The following is a 14,765-nucleotide window of genomic DNA, read 5'->3' on the forward strand; positions in this document are numbered from 1 at the left end:
GGCTGCTCCTGATGCGGGGTCGTCGGCCGGGACCCGGCGTGCGGGTCCCGGCGGTGCGGCGGGGGAGTGCGGGTCGGTCAGACGCGGCCGGTCAGCTCGTAGCCGGCCTCGTCGACGACCTCGGCGAGCGCGGCGTCGTCCGGCTCGGCGGTCGCGGTGACGGTGACCCGGCCCGTGTCGAGCTCGACGTCGACACCGGTGACACCGTCCAGCTCGCCGATCACCCGGGTGAGCGTCGCCTTGCAGTGGCCGCAGCTCATCCCGGCGACGGCGTAGGTGGTGCTGACGGGCGGGGTGACGGGGGTGGTGACGGTCGAAGCCATGGGGTTCCTCCGGAATGTCGTTGTCATACGGGGCGGGGGTATCCTCGCTCCGAGTCCATGTATACCCCTGGGGGGTAGTAAAGGCAACTCTCTCCCTCGCCTTGACTTGGTACCCCCCAGGGGTATGGTGAAGTGCATGGAGAGGCCTCCGCACGAGCCGGAGACCCGGAATCCGAGGAGACGACCGCCATGCACACCGGACTGAGGATCACAGCGTTCGCCGCCGCACTGGCCGCCACATTCGGCACCGCCTACGGAGTCGGCCGGGGAGTGGACCCGGTCGTCGCGGAGCAGGCGCCCGCGACCCACGACGACCACAGCGGTCCAACACCGGAACCGATGGAGGGCGGCGGCCACGGGGGGCACGAGAACCCCACGCCCGGCGGGCTGCAGATCTCCGAGAACGGCTACTCCCTCGACCTCGCCACCCCACGCGTCACCGCCGGTCAGCGCGCCGAGCTGCGCTTCACCGTCCGGGACGGCAGTGGCGAGGCCGTCACCGCGTACCAGCGCGAGCACGACAAGGAACTCCACCTCATCCTGGCCTCACGCGACCTGGTCACCTACCGCCACCTGCACCCCACGCGCGCCGCCGACGGCACCTGGAGCACCCCCGTCGACCTGCCTCGCGCGGGCGGCTACCGCGTCTTCGCCGACTTCACCCCGGCGAAGAAGAACGCGGAGAACCTCACCCTCGGCGCCGACCTCGCCGCCTCCGGCCGCTACGAGCCCGCGAATCTGCCGGCCCCGGACGACACCGCCCGGGCCGACGGGTACCAGATCGAACTGGCCGGATCCCTGCGCCCCGGCAAGGCGAGCGAGCTGAAGCTGAAGGTCTCCCGGGACGGAGAGCCCGTCAACGACCTCCAGCCCTACCTCGGTGCCTACGGCCACCTGGTCGCCCTGCGCTCGGGCGACCTCGCCTACCTCCACGTCCACCCGAACGGCGAACCCGGCGACGGCACCACGAAGCCCGGCCCGGAGATCTCCTTCACGGCCACCGCGCCCAGCGAGGGCACCTACCGTCTCTTCCTGGACTTCCAGCACCAGGGCGAGGTCCGCACCGCGGCGTTCACCGTACGGGCCGGATCGGCACCCGCGGCGCAGGACTCGGCTCCGACCCAGCACACCGATGGCCAGGGGACTGACGGCCACGGCCACTGACGGTCCCGGGCGTTGACGGCCACGGCCGCGGTCGCGGACGGCGGTCGTTGCCGTTGGCCGTGTTCCGCCTAGGCCGTGACGACCCGGACCCCCGCCTCCTCGAACTGCCGTACCAGGTCCGGGTCGGCCGCACCGTCCGTGACCAGCGTGTCCACGGACTCGGCCGCGCAGATCCGGGCGAACGCCCGCCTGCCCAGCTTGCTGGAGTCGGCGGCCACCACCACGCGCTCGGCGCGCTCGCACAGCAGCCGGTTGATCGCGGCCTCCGCCTCGTCGTGGGCCGCGGCGCCGTGCGCGACGTCGAAGGCGACGACGCCCAGCACCGCCACGTCGAGGGTCACCTGACCCAGCACCCCGTCCGCGAGGGGACCGATCAGCTCGTACGACTGCGCCCGGGCCACGCCGCCGGTCACCACGATCTTGAACTGCGGCCGGACGGCCAGCTCGTTCGCGATGTTGAGCGCGTTGGTGACCACGGTCAGCGCGGGGGTGCCGGAGGCCAGGTCGGCGCGCACGGCCAGGGCGCGCGCCACCTCGGTGGTGGTCGTGCCCCCGGTCAGTCCGACCGCCTCGCCGGGTGCCACCAGGGCGGCGACCGCCTGCGCGACGCGCTGCTTCTCCGAGGCCCGGCGGGCCGTCTTGTAGCGCAACGGCAGTTCGTACGACACCCCGTGGACGACCGCGCCACCGCGCGTGCGCACCAGCATCTGCTGCTCGGCGAGCCGGTCGAAGTCACGGCGGATCGTCGCGGCCGAGACCTCCAGCTCGGTCGCCGCCTCCTCGACGTCCAGCCGGCCGCGCTCGACGAGCAGCTCCAGCAGCGCCTTCCAGCGGGCGTCGCGCGACATCCGCGCCTCCGTTCCTCGATCTCCCGCCGACCCTAGCGCACCGTGCTCTTCCTCAGATTGCTTGATTGTGCTCGAAAGCTAGCTATATCTTGCAGGAACAATCAGAGCGCAGGAGTAATGGAGCGATCGGGGAGTGTGCGGCATGACGTATGTCGAGGACGAGCTCAACAGCCAGCCCGAGTGCTGGACGCGCGCCGCCGCGCAGGCGGCACGGCACACGGCGGCGCTTCCGGCGCCGGGGGAGCGGGTGGCGATCGTCGGATGCGGCACCTCGTACTTCATGGCCCAGTCGGCGGCGGCGCTGCGCGAGGGCGCGGGCCAGGGCGAGACGGACGCGTTCGCCGCCTCCGAGTTCCCGCGGGGCCGGGCGTACGACCGTGTCGTCGCCCTCACCCGTTCCGGCACCACCACCGAAGTACTGGAACTGCTCACGGAGTTGAAGGGCCGCACCCGCACCGTCGCGCTCACCGCCGACCCGGAGACACCGGTCATGGCGGCCGCCGACGACGTGGTGGTCCTCGACTTCGCCGACGAACGGTCGGTCGTGCAGACCCGGTTCGCGACGACCGCCCTCACCCTGCTCCGCGCCCACCTGGGCCTGCACACGGACGCGGTCGTCGCCGACGCGCGCACCGCACTCGCGGCCGAACTGCCCGAAGGGCTCGTCGAGTGCAACCAGTTCACCTTCCTGGGCCGGGGCTGGACCGTCGGACTGGCCAACGAGGCGGGCCTGAAGATGCGTGAGGCCTCCCTGTCCTGGACCGAGGCATACCCGGCCATGGAGTACCGACACGGCCCCATCAGCATCAGCACCGCCTCCACGGCGACCTGGATGTTCGGCGAGGCCCCGGAGGGACTGGCCGACCAGGTCCGCGACACCGGTGCCCTGTGGGTGCCCGGAGACCTCGACCCGCTCGCCGAACTGGTCCGCGCCCAGCGACTCGCCGTCGCCGTCGCAGCCGCCCGCGGCCTCGACCCGGACCGGCCCCGCCACCTCACCCGCTCGGTGATCCTCGCCCCCTGACGCCCACCCCCCTGACGCCCACCCCCAGACGCCCTCCTCCTCACCCCCGCCCCGACACCGACCTCCGACACCGACCCCCGACACCCGCGCTCCGACGCGCGGGAAGGGAGAGACCGTGCCCCTCGCCACCACCGGCGACCTGGTCGGCCGCGCCGCGCCCGCGCGCTCCGCCGTCGCCGCCTTCAACGTCATCACCCTGGAACACATCGAGGCAGTCGTCGCGGGCGCCGAGGCCGTGCACATGCCCGTCGTCCTCCAGATCAGCGAGAACGCCGTGAAGTACCGCTACGGCCGCCTGCTGCCGCTGGCCCGCGCGGCCGTCGCCGCCGCCGAGGGCGCCGCCGTGCCCGTCGCCCTGCACCTCGACCACGTCCAGAACGACAGCCTGCTGCGCCAGGCCCCGGGCGCCGGGTTCAGTTCGGTGATGTACGACGCCTCCCGGCTGCCGTACGCGGAGAACCTCGCGGCGACCCGGGCCGCCGCCGACTGGGCGCACGCCCAGGGGCTCTGGATCGAGGCGGAACTGGGCGAGGTCGGCGGCAAGAACGGCGCACCGCCGCTCGACGCCCACACGCCCGGCGCCCGCACCGACCCCGCCGAGGCACGCGCCTTCGTCGCCGACTCCGGCGTGGACGCCCTGGCCGTCGCCGTCGGCAGCTCCCACGCCATGACCACACGCACCGCCGCCCTCGACCACGACCTGCTCAAGGAACTCTCGGGCGCGCTGGACGTGCCGCTCGTCCTGCACGGCTCCTCCGGAGTCCCGGACGGGGAACTCGCCGCGGCGGTCGCGGGCGGCATCGCCAAGGTCAACGTCGGCACCGCGCTCAACATCGCCATGACCGGCGCGATCAGGGAGTACCTCGCCGCCCGCCCCGAAGCGGTCGACTCGCGCGGCTACCTCACGGTGGGAAGGGAAGCCATGGCGCGGACGGTGGCGACGATCATCCAGGTGGTCGCCCGGACTACTCCCTGACCGTCACGGGGCTACTTCCTGACGGCCTTCAGCACCACGAACTTCCGGTCGCTCGCCACCAGGTGGCTGTTGCCGAACAGGCGCCGCAGCTTGACGTGGTAGCCCAGGTGCCGGTTGCCGACCACCCACAACTCACCGCCGGGGCGCAGCACCCGCCGCGCCCCGGTGAACATCCGCCACGCGGTGGCGTCGGTCGTGGCCTGGTGGGAGTGGAAGGGCGGGTTGTTGAGCACCAGGTCGACGCTGTCGTCCGGCACCCCGGCCAGCCCGTCCCCGACCCGGAACTCGGCCTGTCCCGCCGCCCCGTTCGCCTGGTACGTCGCCTCCGCCGAGGCCACGGCCTGGAAGGACTCGTCGGTGAACAGCACCTCCGCCGCCGGGTCGGCCAGCGCCACCGCCGTGCCGACCACACCGTTGCCGCAGCCCAGGTCCACCACCCGACGGGCGCCGCCGGCGTCCGGCAGGTGCTGGAGGAAGAACCGGGTGCCGATGTCGAGCCGGTCGGCGCAGAAGACACCGGCGTGGTTGACGACGGGCCGGCCGGACAGCGGCCCGACGTCGTCGGGGAGCCGGTAGGTGAGGGGCCAGGGATTGGCGGGCCGCTTCAGCGAGGGGTCGGGCGTGGCGAAGACGAGCCGTGCCTTCTTCTCGGCCAGCGAGGTCCGGGTCGGCCCGACGATGCGCTCGAACAGCCTCAGCGTCGAGGTGTGGATCTCCTTGACCATTCCGGTGCCGACGACGACCGTGCCCTCGTGCAGGGCGGGCGCCAGCCGCAGCAACTGGTCCTCCAGCAGCGCCAGGCTCTTCGGCACCCGCACCAGCAGCACGTCGACACGGTCCGGCGGCGGGTCCTGCGTGGTCAGCAGGCGCACGGAACCCGGCTCGACGCCGGACCGCTCCAGGTTGGCGCGCGTCGCCTCCCGCGTGAGGTACGAGTCGGTGATCTGCACCGGCCGGTGCGCCGCCAGCGCCGTCACGAGCGCTCCCCAGCGGTCGCCGACGACGACCGTGCCGGACAGCGGGACGTCCTGCTCCGCGAGGTGCCCGAGCAGATACTCGTCGGAGGCGTCCCAGGCCCGGAGCCGGTCGCGCGGGTCCTCGGGGAAGCGGGCCGGCACATGCTCGCCCCATGGAGTCGTCATACGGTCGCTGCGGTCGTTCATCGTGCGTCCAGGCTAGCCGAGCCGCAGCTCAGGCCGTGCCGGGCGGAGTGAGGGTGGCTGCGGGCAGGATGGAGACATGGACGCCGAGCTGTTCCCCAGGGCCCTCACCGAGATCGCGCCCGGCGCCGTCCACGTGCCGGACTGGCTGGACACCGGGCGGCAGCGTGAGCTGCTGCACGCCTGCCGCGAGTGGGCCCGCCCACCGGCCGGACTGCGCACGGTCCGCACTCCCGGCGGCGGCACCATGACCGCGAGACAGGTCTGCCTCGGGTGGCACTGGTACCCGTACGCCTACGCCCGCACCGTCGTCGACGGCGACGGCGCGCCGGTGAAGCCCTTCCCGGACTGGCTCGGCGACCTGGCCCGCCGGGCGGTGACCGACGCGCTCGGTGCCGACGCGGTGGCGGAGACGCCGTACGACATCGCACTGATCAACTTCTACGACTCCGACGCCCGGATGGGCATGCACCGCGACGCCGACGAGAAGTCCGACGCGCCCGTGGTGTCCCTGAGCCTCGGCGACACCTGCGTCTTCCGCTTCGGCAATCCCCGGACCCGGGCCCGTCCCTACACCGACGTCGAGCTGCGCAGCGGCGACCTGTTCGTCTTCGGCGGGCCGTCCCGGCTCTCCTACCACGGGGTGCCCCGGGTGCACGCGGGCACCGCACCGCCCGAGTTGGGGCTCACCGGGCGGCTGAACATCACGCTGAGGGTCAGCGGCCTCTAGGCCCCCCGGCCCCGCGGATCATGGGAGACTCCCCCTCATGAGCGGCAAGGCGGACCCCCGGGCGGCGGGGGAAGGGACCACCTCGAGGACGCGGCTGGACCGGGGGCGCGGTGCGCTCGGCCCCGCGTTGGAGCTCGTGCACACCGGACGCGCCCCCACCAGGGCCGTCCTCACCGCGGAACTCGGCGTGACCCGCGCCACGGCCGGCGCGGTCGCCGCCGAACTGGAGGCGCTCGGCCTGATCCGGGTGGACGCCCGCCCCGGCGCCGCGGCCGGTTCGCAGGGCCGCCCCTCGCACCGCCTCGCGGTCGCCGAGGACGGGCCCGTCGCGCTGGCCGCCCAGGTCCACGCCGACGGATTCCGTGCCGCCCTGGTCGGCCTCGGCGGCCGGATCGTCGCCACCGCGCCCGGCTGCGAGGTCGTCGACGCCGACCCGGCGAAGGTGCTCGGCTCCGTCGTCGAGGCGGGCGCGGAACTCCTCCGGGAGACCGGGCGCCGCTGCGTCGGCGCGGGACTCGCCGTACCGTCCGCCGTGGCGGAACCGGAGGGCCTGGCGCTGAACCCGCTCCACCTGGCCTGGCCCGCGGGTGCGCCCGTGCGGCGGATCTTCGCGGAGCAGGTGCGCGCCGCCGGTATCGAAGGGCCCGCGTTCGCCGCGAACGACGTCAACCTCGCCGCCCTCGCCGAACACCGCCACGGGGCCGGGCGCGGAGCCCGCGACCTGCTGTGCGTGGCCACCGGCCACCGCGGGGTCGGCGGCGCCCTGGTCCTCGACGGCCGCCTGCACATGGGCAGTTCGGGTCTCGCCCTGGAGGTCGGCCACCTCACCGTCAACCCCGAGGGCCGCCCCTGCTACTGCGGCGGCCACGGCTGCCTGGACGTGGAGACCGACCCGCTGGCCTTCCTCACCGCGGCCGGCCGCGAACCCGGACCCGAGGTGTCCCTGCTCCAGCAGTCCATCGACCTGATCCGCGGCCACTGCACCGACCCGGCCGTCCGCGCCGCGACCCGGACCCTCATCGACCGGCTGGGCCTGGGCCTCGCCGGCCTGGTCAACATCCTCAACCCGGACCGCATCATCCTCGGCGGACTCCACCGCGCGCTCCTGGACGCCGACCCCGAGCGCCTGCGCGCGGTCGTCGCCGACCGCAGCCTGTGGGGCCAGAGCGGAGGCGTGCCGATCCTGCCGTGCAGCCTGGACCACAACAGCCTGGTCGGCGCGGCCGAGTTGGCCTGGCAGCCGGTCCTGGACGACCCGCTGGGGGCGTTGGCCTGAGTGAGGCCCCGGCCCGGGCCGACCGGGTCAGGACGTCGGCCGGTTGCCGCCGCTCGGCGCGTGGCTGAGGTCGACGACGCAGAAGATGTTGCCGTCCGGGTCGGCGAGGACGACGAAGTCGGGCTCGGGCGGATAGAGGTCCCAGTCGACGGTCCGCGCGCCGAGACCGGTCAGCCGCCGCACCTCCGCCCGCTGTTCCTCCGCCGTGTCCGTGAACAGGTCGAGGTGGAGACGGGGGCGCGGCTCGGCCGGTGACTCGCTGCGCAACAGGCCGAGGGCCGGCCCGGAGCCGTCGGCGTGTCCGAGCGTGCGCCATGTCTCGCTCTTCCACTCCTCGGTGGCGACCAGGTTCAGAGCAGCCGTCCAGAACGCCACCGCGCGGGGCACGTCCGTGACGCCGATGACAGGGATACCGAGTCTCAGCATGGCCCCGAGCCTACCCATGCCCTCGGCCCCCGGAAGCAGGAGCGGAACGCGCGCGTACTCCCCGCGAGGTACGCACACTGCCGCTGGCCGTACGACGACCCGGACCCACCCGGGGAGGACGCTCGAAAGCGACGAACAAGGACGTCAGGACGTCACCGAGGACATCACCGAGGTCGTCACCGAGGACGTCACCAAGGACATCGCTACCGAGGAGTTGGACGACATGGAGACCCTGGCACACTTCGGCGACGGCGGGCCCGGCCCGTGGATCCTGTTCTTCCCGCTGATCTGGGCACTGGCCATCGCCGGCGGGATCACCCTGCTGCGCCGTACCGTCCGGCGCGGACGCCGCGGCCCCGGCCGCCCGGCCACGTTCGACGACAACTCACCCATCAGCGTCCTCGGCCACCGCTTCGCCTCCGGCGAGATCGACGAGGACGAGTACTGGCGCCGGCTGTCCGTGCTGGACGAGCAGTTCGGGCGTCCGGGCAAGGGCGGTGCGGCATGACCACGACGACCGCCGTCCGGGCCGCTGCCGCTCGGGTCGTCGACGCCGTCAAGGTGTACGGCGGTGGCGACACCGCCGTACGCGCCCTGGACGGGGTCAGCGTGGACTTCCCGGCCGGCCGCTTCACCGCCGTCATGGGACCCTCGGGCTCCGGCAAGTCCACCCTGATGCACTGCGCCGCCGGACTGGACACCCTCACCTCGGGTACCGCCCGCATCGGCGACACCGACCTGAGCACTCTCGACGACCGCCGCCTCACCCTGCTGCGCCGTGACCGAGTGGGCTTCGTGTTCCAGGCGTTCAACCTGGTGCCGACGCTGACCGTCGCCGAGAACATCACCCTGCCCCTGGACCTCGCGGGCCGCCGGGGCGACACCGAGTGGGTCGAGTCCCTGATCGACGTCGTGGGCCTGCGCGACCGCCTCCACCACCGGCCCGCCGAACTCTCCGGCGGGCAGCAGCAGCGTGTCGCCGTGGCCCGCGCCTTCGCCGGGCGGCCGGACGTCGTCTTCGCCGACGAGCCCACCGGCAACCTCGACTCCCGCTCCGGCGGCGAGGTGCTGGGGCTCCTCGGCCGCACCGTGCGGGAGACGGGCCGCACGGTCGTCATGGTCACCCACGACCCCGTCGCCGCCGCCCACGCGGACGAGGCCGTCTTCCTCGCGGACGGACGCCTCGTGGACCGCATGGAGTCCCCGACCGCCGACAAGGTCCTGGACCGGATGAAAGCCTTCGAGGTGCCGTCGTGAACGCCTCCGTCCGCCTGAGCGTCTCCTCGCTCAGGGCCCACAAGCGGCGCTTCGCCGGAACGTTCCTCGCCGTGGTCCTCGGCGTCGCCTTCCTGGCCGGCACCCTGGTCATGGGCGACACGCTCCGCGCGAGCTTCGACACCATGTTCGGCAACGCCGGCAGCGGCACGGACGCCGTGGTGCGCAGCGCCGACGCCATCACCACGCCGGGCGAGAGCCAGGGCGTACGGCAGCCGGTCGGCACCGACCTGGTGCGGACGGTCGAGCGGGTGCCGGGCGTCGCGGCCGCCGCCCCCAGCATCCAGGGCGCCGGCCAGCTCGTCGGCGCGAACGGCGACCCGATCGGCGGCCAGGGCCCGCCCACCCTGGCCGGCAACTGGCTCACCGACCCCGAGCTGAACCCGTACCGCGTCGCCGAGGGCCGCGCCCCGCAGCAGTCCGGAGAGGTCGTCGTCAACCGGGGCGCGGCCGAGCAGGGCGGGCTCACGATCGGTGACACGACCACTCTGCGCACCCCCGACCCGGTCGAGGTCACCGTCGTCGGCCTCGCGACCTTCGGCGGCGAGGACGGCATGGCCCAGGTGACCTACACCGGCATGACGCGGGCCGACGCCGAGAAGTACCTCACCGCGCGGCCGGGCGAGGCCGCGAGCATCCAGGTGCGGGCCGGACCCGGGGTCGGCCAGCAGGAGCTCGTCGACCGGCTGACCTCCGTACTGCCCAAGGGCGTCGAGGCCATCACCGGCGAGGAGTCGGCCGCCGAGAACACCGACATGATCTCCAGCCAGTTCCTGACCCTGTTCACCACCTTCCTCCTCGTCTTCTCCGGCGTGGCCCTCCTGGTCGCCACCTTCTCCATCCACAACACCTTCGCCATCGTCGTCGCCCAGCGCACCCGCGAGAACGCCCTGCTGCGGGCGCTCGGCGCCTCCCGCCGCCAGGTCACCGCCGCCACCCTGGCCGAGGCGGCCGTCGTGGCCGTGACCGCCTCCGCCGCGGGACTCGCGGGCGGCGTCGGCATCGCGGCCGGACTCCAGGCGCTGTTCCCGGCGATCGGCTTCCCCTTCCCCGAAGGCGCCCTGGTGATCAGCGCCCTGTCGATGCTGCTCCCGCTCGCCGTCGGCGTCGTCGTCTGCCTCGGCTCCGCCCTGCTGCCCGCCGCCCGGGCCGGCCGCACCGCACCACTGGCCGCGCTGCGCGAAACGGCCGTGGACACCTCCGGCGCCTCCCGCGCGCGGGCGGTCACCGGCACGGCGCTCATCGCCCTCGCCCTCGCGGTGACACTGACCGGAGTGCTGCTCTCCCCGTCGGTGTGGCTGGCGGGACTGGGCGCCGTACTGGCCCTGGCCGCCTTCGTCGTACTCGGTCCGGTCGCCTCCGCCACCGCCGTACGCGTCCTCGGCGCCCCGCTGGACCGGCTGCGCGGCGTCACCGGCGTCCTCGCCCGGCGCAACGCCCTGCGCAGCCCCAAGCGCACCGCCGCCACGGCCGGAGCGCTGATGATCGGCGTGGCGGTCGTGTCGCTGTTCACGGTGTTCGGCGCCTCCCTCAAGGCGACCATGGACCAGACCGTCTCCCGGTCCTTCGCGGGCGACGTCGCCGTCAGCGCGCCGTCCTTCGGCGCGGGCGGCAGCGGGCTCAGTCCGCGGCTGGCCGACGCGGTCCAGCGGCTGCCCGAGGTGGAGACCGCCGTCGGACTCGGCCGGGGAGTGGCGGAAGTCGACGGCGAGGGACGGGCGTTGACCGTCACCGACCCGGTCGCGCTGGAGCGCACCTTCGACCTGGGCACCGTCCACGGCTCGCTCGACGCGCTGGGCACGGACGGCATAGCGGTCACCGGGAGCGAGGCGGAGAGGGCGGGGCTGACCACCGGCGACACGACCCGCCTCACCTTCACCGACGGCCGCAGCGAGACCTTCACGGTCCGCGCGGTCTACGGGCGGTCCGAACTCGCCGGCGACTACGTCATCACCCGCGCCGCCTGGGCCCCGCACCGCACCCAGGACGCCGACACCCTGGTCGCCGTCGCCTTCGCGGACGGCGTGAGCACGGACGCGGGCACGGCCGCGGTCGAGAAGGTCGCCGACCGGTACGGCAACCCGGAGGTGCAGACCCGCGACGAGTACGCGCGGTCCTCGGCGGGCGGCATCGACATGATGCTGACCCTCGTCTACGCGCTGCTCGCCCTCGCGGTACTCATCGCCCTGCTCGGCATCGCCAACACCCTCACCCTGGCGGTCCACGAGCGCACCCGCGAACTCGGCCTGCTCCGGGCCGTCGGACAGACCCGGTCCCAGGTGCGGGCCATGATCCACTGGGAGTCGGTCCTGGTTGCCGCCTTCGGCACGGTCGGCGGTCTCGTCCTCGGCGCCTTCCTCGGCTGGGTCCTCGTGGCAGCCTCCGACGGCGCCTCGGACAGCGCCTTCGCCTTCGCGATGCCGCCCGTGCAGCTCGCGGTGGTCGCCGGGGTCGGCCTGACGGCCGGTGCCGTCGCGGGCCTCCGCCCGGCCCGGCGCGCGGCCCGCCTGGACGTACTGCGCGCCGTCGCCACGGAGTGAGAGCCCAGCGCTTTCCATGCCGCGTCCCCGCCCGGCCGTCTGCCGGCGGCCGGCCGGCGACGGACGCGGACCCCCGGCCGGGTGCCGCGCGTCAGCTGACCGGATGGCGACAGCCGTACCCGGGCAGGGCCCGTCCGTCGGGCGGCGACAACCGTCGACCGCCCAATTGGCGAGCGAGGACGGCCGGTAGGCGTCGCCAGGTCCGGCGGGCGCCGACCGGAAACCGGCCGACAGCCGTACCCGGCGCCGGGCGCGTCCGTCGGGCGGCGACGACCGTCAACCGCCCAACTGGCGGGAGGGGATGGCCGGTAGGCGTCGCCGGGCCCGGCCGGCACCGACCGGCAACCGGCGCCGGCCCGCTCGCCGGCGGCGAGGCCGGTAACTGGCCGCACGGCCCGCGGGATCGACCCGGCCGCACGGCCCGCGGCATCGAGGGGTCACCGCCCGGTCAGCCGGCAACGGCCGACCGGGCGGGAGCGGGTTGGGGTCTGCCCAGGTCGACCGCGTGCTCGACCTCCGCGAACGCGGCGGCCGGCACCTCCTCGACCAGGCGTCGCGGCGGGCGCGCGGAGACGGGTGACGCGGTGACCGGCGCGGCGGTGACGGCCGTCGGGAGCGTGAACCAGACGACCTTGCCGGACTCGCCGTCCGGCCGGGCGCCCCAGCTCTCGCTCATCGCGGCCACCATCGAGAGCCCGCGTCCGCAGGTCGCGAGCGGCTCGGCGTCGTCCACCACGGGCAGACGCGGGTCGTGGTCGCGCACGGAGACCGTGAGCCGGTCAAGGAGCAGCTCTATCTCCACGGTGCACGTCTTGTCGGGCCGGGCATGCAGGTGGACGTTGGTCAACAGCTCCGTCACGCCGAGCGCGGCCCGGTCGATCAGGGAATCCATATGCCAGTAGCGCAATTGCGCAGATACGATTCTGCGGACCTGGCCGATCCGCGACGGCAGGGCTTGGAGCTCCACCGTGCAGTGTCTGCTTGGGTGACTGATCACGGCTGCGACTCCCCGACATAGAGGTCCGGAAGAACACGGAGTTCGGATCCAGCAGGGCGCACGCGGCGCATCGCCGCCTGCTGTCATGGCCGGCGGGCTGGTTCGCAGCGTTATCGCCGGTAAACCCAGAGTGACGTGAGACCAGCGTGACGCAAGGGGTGAGGCACCGCAACTTACGGACATCTCAACCGGGGTGCCCGGCCGCCCTGCGCACCGCCTCGATGAAACGGCGAGCCGCGGCCGGACCCGGCTCGCCCGGCGCGGGGTCGCGCTCGCCGAGCGTCAGCAGGTACCGCTTGCCGTTGAGGTCGGCGAGGGCCCGGTCCTCCGGGGCGAACCAGGGCCTGGAGGCGCGTACCGCCTGCACCGGAGCGCTGTCGATCTCACTGCCGTAGCTGGTGAGCAACTCCACCCGGCCACCGCTGATCCGGACCGTTCCGGCCCGGGTGAGTGACCGCAGCCGCTTGCCGATCCGCACCCCCGTGGCCCTGAACTCCGGCTCCGCCATGCCGTCGCCCCCTCGTGCGCGTCGGTTGCCGGACCGTGCACCTCGCTGGGCCCGGTACCGGCCGGCTCGTGTCGTGCTCCAGTGTGCGCCCGCGGCGGGAACCCGGTCCCGCCCGCTGGCAGTCTGCCCGCACCACGCGCCGAGCACCAGTACGCACCACCCCTTTCCGGTGGCGACCGGAGCACTCGCGCGAATGCGCCCCCACCGGGCCGGGGATCAGGCCCCAGGGGAGTCTTTGGGCCTACCAAAGGTGTGTTTATGCAGGTGAGAAGCGTGTGGAAGGTGCTTATGATCGAGGCGTCGGCCGCGCGACGCGCCGTCGGCGCGCAGCCTTAAGGAGCCCCGTCGTGAGCACCCCCCAGCAGACCCGCACCGGCGCCACTCTCGACGTCGACCACAGCGACACCGCCTACCGCGCTTGGCTGAAAGAAGCCGTGCGCAAGGTCCAGGCCGACGCCAACCGCTCGGCCGACACCCACCTGCTCCTCTTCCCGCTGCCCGAGCGGTGGGGCATCGACCTGTATCTGAAGGACGAGTCCACCCACCCCACCGGCAGCCTCAAACACCGCCTCGCCCGCTCGCTCTTCCTCTACGGCCTGTGCAACGGCTGGATCCGGCCGGACCGCCCGGTGATCGAGGCGTCCAGCGGCTCGACGGCCGTGTCCGAGGCGTACTTCGCGAAGCTGGTCGGCGTCCCGTTCATCGCCGTCATGCCGCGCACGACCAGCGCCGAGAAGATCCGCCTGATCGAGTTCCACGGCGGACGCTGCCACTTCGTGGACGACTCCCGCCGGATGTACGAGGAGTCCGCACGCCTCGCGGCCGAGACCGGCGGCCACTACATGGACCAGTTCACCTACGCCGAACGTGCCACGGACTGGCGCGGCAACAACAACATCGCCGAGTCGATCTTCCGTCAGCTGCGGCTGGAGCGGTTCCCCGAACCGGCGTGGATCGTCGCCACGGCCGGCACCGGCGGCACCTCGGCGACCCTCGCGCGCTACGTCCACTACATGCAGCACGACACCCGCGTCTGCGTCGCCGACCCGGAGAACTCCTGCTTCTTCGAGGGCTGGACCACCGGCGATCCGGACGTCGCCTGCGACCGCGGCTCCCGGATCGAGGGCATCGGCAGGCCCCGGATGGAGCCCAGCTTCGTGCCCGGCGCCATCGACCGCATGATGAAGGTGCCGGACGCGGCGAGCGTGGCCGCCGTCCGCGCCCTGGAACACGCCATCGGCCGCAAGGCGGGCGGCTCGACGGGCACCGGACTGTGGAGCGCGCTGAAGATCGTCGCCGAGATGGTGGCCGAGGGACGCCGGGGCAGCGTGGTGACGCTGCTGTGCGACCCGGGGGACCGGTACCTCGACAAGTACTACTCGGACACCTGGCTCGCCGAACAGGGCCTCGACATCGGCCCGTACACGGCGGCGATCGAGTCCCTGCTGCACACGGGCACCTGGCCCTGCTGACCAGGGGCGACGAGGCGCAGGCCGCACGCCGTGGGCGGTACGGCCG

The 14,765-nt window shown here is 73.5% G+C and carries 15 protein-coding genes; 9 read left to right on the plus strand and 6 right to left on the minus strand.

The features are described 5' to 3' along the window. Positions 1–77: 77 nt before the first annotated feature. A complete protein-coding gene (locus tag RI578_RS34415) occupies positions 78–323 on the minus strand; it encodes a heavy-metal-associated domain-containing protein (RefSeq protein WP_310874709.1) in 246 nt (81 codons plus the stop codon). 189 nt (positions 324–512) lie between these two features. Here RI578_RS34415 and RI578_RS34420 point away from each other — a divergent pair, with 189 nt between their 5' ends. Further along, complete coding sequence (locus RI578_RS34420) at positions 513–1,487, plus strand: hypothetical protein (protein WP_310874710.1); 975 nt, start codon at positions 513–515, stop codon at positions 1,485–1,487. Positions 1,488–1,555: 68 nt separating this feature from the next. On the opposite strand, the gene RI578_RS34425 is transcribed toward RI578_RS34420, so the two are convergent. Next, a complete protein-coding gene (locus tag RI578_RS34425) occupies positions 1,556–2,335 on the minus strand; it encodes a DeoR/GlpR family DNA-binding transcription regulator (protein ID WP_210959367.1) in 780 nt (259 codons plus the stop codon). Positions 2,336–2,477: 142 nt separating this feature from the next. On the opposite strand from RI578_RS34425, the gene RI578_RS34430 reads away from it, so the two are divergent. Both RI578_RS34430 and RI578_RS34435 read left to right on the plus strand, forming a co-directional pair. Then, positions 2,478–3,359, plus strand: coding sequence for an SIS domain-containing protein (locus RI578_RS34430; protein WP_310874711.1), 882 nt, complete (start codon positions 2,478–2,480; stop codon positions 3,357–3,359). Positions 3,360–3,474: 115 nt separating this feature from the next. Beyond that, positions 3,475–4,335, plus strand: coding sequence for a class II fructose-bisphosphate aldolase (locus tag RI578_RS34435; protein ID WP_310874712.1), 861 nt, complete (start codon positions 3,475–3,477; stop codon positions 4,333–4,335). An 11-nt stretch (positions 4,336–4,346) separates the two neighbouring features. Here the strand turns inward: RI578_RS34435 and RI578_RS34440 are convergent, their stop codons facing one another. Next, positions 4,347–5,477 (minus strand): methyltransferase, encoded by a 1,131-nt coding sequence (locus RI578_RS34440; RefSeq protein ID WP_310875934.1) that lies wholly within the window; start codon positions 5,475–5,477, stop codon positions 4,347–4,349. Between the two features lie 97 nt (positions 5,478–5,574). Here RI578_RS34440 and RI578_RS34445 point away from each other — a divergent pair, with 97 nt between their 5' ends. Continuing rightward, positions 5,575–6,225: an alpha-ketoglutarate-dependent dioxygenase AlkB gene (locus tag RI578_RS34445; protein ID WP_310874713.1), complete on the plus strand. Its 651-nt coding sequence runs from the start codon at positions 5,575–5,577 to the stop codon at positions 6,223–6,225. Positions 6,226–6,262: 37 nt separating this feature from the next. Next, the gene (locus tag RI578_RS34450) at positions 6,263–7,501 is read left to right on the plus strand and encodes an ROK family protein (protein WP_310874714.1); all 1,239 of its coding nucleotides are present in this window, start codon (positions 6,263–6,265) and stop codon (positions 7,499–7,501) included. Between the two features lie 27 nt (positions 7,502–7,528). Here the strand turns inward: RI578_RS34450 and RI578_RS34455 are convergent, their stop codons facing one another. Further along, positions 7,529–7,927: a VOC family protein gene (locus RI578_RS34455; protein WP_121750510.1), complete on the minus strand. Its 399-nt coding sequence runs from the start codon at positions 7,925–7,927 to the stop codon at positions 7,529–7,531. 223 nt (positions 7,928–8,150) lie between these two features. Between RI578_RS34455 and RI578_RS34460 the strand changes: the two genes are divergently transcribed. From RI578_RS34460 to RI578_RS34470, 3 genes are read left to right on the plus strand one after another with little or no spacing between them, the layout of a single operon-like run. Next, positions 8,151–8,435 (plus strand): SHOCT domain-containing protein, encoded by a 285-nt coding sequence (locus tag RI578_RS34460; RefSeq protein WP_310875935.1) that lies wholly within the window; start codon positions 8,151–8,153, stop codon positions 8,433–8,435. Then, complete coding sequence (locus RI578_RS34465; protein ID WP_310874715.1) at positions 8,432–9,184, plus strand: ABC transporter ATP-binding protein; 753 nt, start codon at positions 8,432–8,434, stop codon at positions 9,182–9,184. The genes RI578_RS34460 and RI578_RS34465 overlap by 4 nt, the downstream gene beginning before the upstream one ends. Continuing rightward, the gene (locus tag RI578_RS34470) at positions 9,181–11,742 is read left to right on the plus strand and encodes an ABC transporter permease (protein WP_310874716.1); all 2,562 of its coding nucleotides are present in this window, start codon (positions 9,181–9,183) and stop codon (positions 11,740–11,742) included. The genes RI578_RS34465 and RI578_RS34470 overlap by 4 nt, the downstream gene beginning before the upstream one ends. A 448-nt stretch (positions 11,743–12,190) precedes the next feature. Here the strand turns inward: RI578_RS34470 and RI578_RS34475 are convergent, their stop codons facing one another. Both RI578_RS34475 and RI578_RS34480 read right to left on the minus strand, forming a co-directional pair. Further along, positions 12,191–12,739 (minus strand): ATP-binding protein, encoded by a 549-nt coding sequence (locus RI578_RS34475; RefSeq protein ID WP_310874717.1) that lies wholly within the window; start codon positions 12,737–12,739, stop codon positions 12,191–12,193. Positions 12,740–12,923: 184 nt separating this feature from the next. Next, the gene (locus RI578_RS34480; protein ID WP_310874718.1) at positions 12,924–13,247 is read right to left on the minus strand and encodes a hypothetical protein; all 324 of its coding nucleotides are present in this window, start codon (positions 13,245–13,247) and stop codon (positions 12,924–12,926) included. A gap of 347 nt (positions 13,248–13,594) precedes the next feature. Between RI578_RS34480 and RI578_RS34485 the strand changes: the two genes are divergently transcribed. After that, positions 13,595–14,719 carry a PLP-dependent cysteine synthase family protein gene (locus RI578_RS34485; protein WP_310874719.1) on the plus strand — a complete coding sequence of 375 codons (1,125 nt, stop codon included), beginning with the start codon at positions 13,595–13,597 and terminating at the stop codon, positions 14,717–14,719. Positions 14,720–14,765 lie beyond the last annotated feature (46 nt).

It is taken from the genome of Streptomyces sp. BB1-1-1 (assembly GCF_031597775.1).
In the GTDB taxonomy this organism is placed as follows: Bacteria; Actinomycetota; Actinomycetes; order Streptomycetales; family Streptomycetaceae; genus Streptomyces; species Streptomyces thinghirensis.

What these genes read in the sequence shown, in the direction of transcription:
- RI578_RS34415 (WP_310874709.1), bottom strand. Translation starts at nt 323, where the DNA reads ATGGCTTCGACCGTCACCACCCCCGTCACCCCGCCCGTCAGCACCACC.
- RI578_RS34420 (WP_310874710.1), top strand. Translation starts at nt 513, where the DNA reads ATGCACACCGGACTGAGGATCACAGCGTTCGCCGCCGCACTGGCCGCC.
- RI578_RS34425 (WP_210959367.1), bottom strand. Translation starts at nt 2,335, where the DNA reads ATGTCGCGCGACGCCCGCTGGAAGGCGCTGCTGGAGCTGCTCGTCGAG.
- RI578_RS34430 (WP_310874711.1), top strand. Translation starts at nt 2,478, where the DNA reads ATGACGTATGTCGAGGACGAGCTCAACAGCCAGCCCGAGTGCTGGACG.
- RI578_RS34440 (WP_310875934.1), bottom strand. Translation starts at nt 5,477, where the DNA reads ATGACGACTCCATGGGGCGAGCATGTGCCGGCCCGCTTCCCCGAGGAC.
- RI578_RS34445 (WP_310874713.1), top strand. Translation starts at nt 5,575, where the DNA reads ATGGACGCCGAGCTGTTCCCCAGGGCCCTCACCGAGATCGCGCCCGGC.
- RI578_RS34450 (WP_310874714.1), top strand. Translation starts at nt 6,263, where the DNA reads ATGAGCGGCAAGGCGGACCCCCGGGCGGCGGGGGAAGGGACCACCTCG.
- RI578_RS34455 (WP_121750510.1), bottom strand. Translation starts at nt 7,927, where the DNA reads ATGCTGAGACTCGGTATCCCTGTCATCGGCGTCACGGACGTGCCCCGC.
- RI578_RS34460 (WP_310875935.1), top strand. Translation starts at nt 8,151, where the DNA reads ATGGAGACCCTGGCACACTTCGGCGACGGCGGGCCCGGCCCGTGGATC.
- RI578_RS34465 (WP_310874715.1), top strand. Translation starts at nt 8,432, where the DNA reads ATGACCACGACGACCGCCGTCCGGGCCGCTGCCGCTCGGGTCGTCGAC.
- RI578_RS34480 (WP_310874718.1), bottom strand. Translation starts at nt 13,247, where the DNA reads ATGGCGGAGCCGGAGTTCAGGGCCACGGGGGTGCGGATCGGCAAGCGG.